The sequence below is a fragment of the Mesorhizobium shangrilense genome (genome assembly GCF_040537815.1).
Taxonomy (GTDB): domain Bacteria; phylum Pseudomonadota; class Alphaproteobacteria; order Rhizobiales; family Rhizobiaceae; genus Mesorhizobium; species Mesorhizobium shangrilense.
In genome coordinates, this window is sequence record NZ_JBEWSZ010000039.1 from 1 (window position 1) to 1,403 (window position 1,403).

Consider the following 1,403-nt stretch of genomic DNA (forward strand, 5'->3'; position numbering starts at 1 on the left):
GCCTGGAGTGCCGCCGCCACCGCCATGCAACGGCCGTTGTGGCCGACGATGACCGGGAGAATTTGCGAACCGCTGGCCGCAACGCCGCAGCGTTTCATGAGTTCGTAGGCAGTAAAGCTCACCATGTCGGCCAGACGATCGCGGCGATCGGGCTCTTCCTGCAGGATTGCGAGCGCTTCCTGGGCCGCGACGGCCATTAGCGGCGATGGGGCGGTTGCATAGATGAATGGCCGGCAGCGATTGACCAGGAAGTCGCAAAGCGACCTTGGCGCGGTGACGAGCGCGCCGGACGCACCAAGTGCCTTGCCGCATGTATGCAGCGTCACCACATTCTCGCGTCCCTCGAACGCGGTGGCGAGGCCTCGGCCGTCCGGCCCGTAGACGCCCGTGGCATGCGCCTCGTCGATGAGCAAGAACCCGTCATGGCGATCGGCCAACGCCATGAGGTCTTTGAGCGGTGCGCGGTCGCCATCCATGCTGTACAAGCTTTCGACCGCGATCCAGACATGTCCAATACCGCCGGATTCGCGCCACTCCTGGATGACGTTTGCAAAAGCGTCCGTATCATTGTGAGCCGCGACGGCAATTTGTGCCCGGCCGGCACGGGCGCCTTCATGAGCGCTGGCATGCACAAGTTCGTCGAGGACGAGCAGATCGCCTTTCTGTGGCAGTGTTGTGAGAAGGGCGAAATTGGCGATGTAACCGCCGCCGAAAAACAAGGCACGCTCTGCACCGAAGAACGCCGCTGCCTTTGCCTCAAGCTCCTCATGTTCGGGCGCATTGCCTCGGAGCAGTCGCGAGCCGCTTGCTCCGACTGGCGTGCCACGAGCGAGCGCAGCGGTGATGGCATTGGCTAGCCTCTGGGATCTGGCAAGCCCGAGATAGTCGTTCGACGAGAAGTCGAGTCCGGCGCGCGGCGACAGCGTTCTCAGCCGGTCGTTGCGCCTCAGTCCGCGCAAGGTCGCGTCATAGCGTGCGAGTGGCGTTGTGCAGCTCATTGTGTTTCAAGTTCCATGCGCTCGATGCCGAGGCGCCGGAACAGAAGGGTATCCTTGTCCTCGCCAGGATTGTCCGCCGTCAGCAGCGTGTCGCCGACGAAAATGGAATTGGCGCCTGCAAAAAAACACAGCGCCTGCATTTCGTCGGTCATGGCAATACGGCCGGCGGAAAGGCGGATATATGATTTCGGCATCATGATGCGTGCCAGCGCGATCACGCGCACGAATTCGATCGGCTCGATCGGCCTGGCTTCGGCAAGCGGGGTGCCGGCAAACGGGATCAGCATGTTGATCGGAACGCTTTCCGGATGCTCCGGCAGGTTGGCCAAGGTGACCAGCATGTCGATCCGGTCCGCCGGCTCTTCGCCCATGCCGACAATGCCGCCGCAGCAGACCTTGATGCCG

The 1,403-nt window shown here is 62.7% G+C and carries 2 protein-coding genes; both read right to left on the minus strand.

All coding sequences use genetic code 11. The features are described 5' to 3' along the window. Positions 1-998 (minus strand): 8-amino-7-oxononanoate synthase (locus tag ABVQ20_RS40390; RefSeq protein WP_354465423.1); only part of this gene is annotated, 998 nt, incomplete at its 3' end. Continuing rightward, a partial coding sequence (locus tag ABVQ20_RS40395; protein WP_494337960.1) for a biotin synthase BioB occupies positions 995-1,403 on the minus strand: 409 nt, incomplete at its 5' end. The genes ABVQ20_RS40390 and ABVQ20_RS40395, both read right to left, overlap by 4 nt.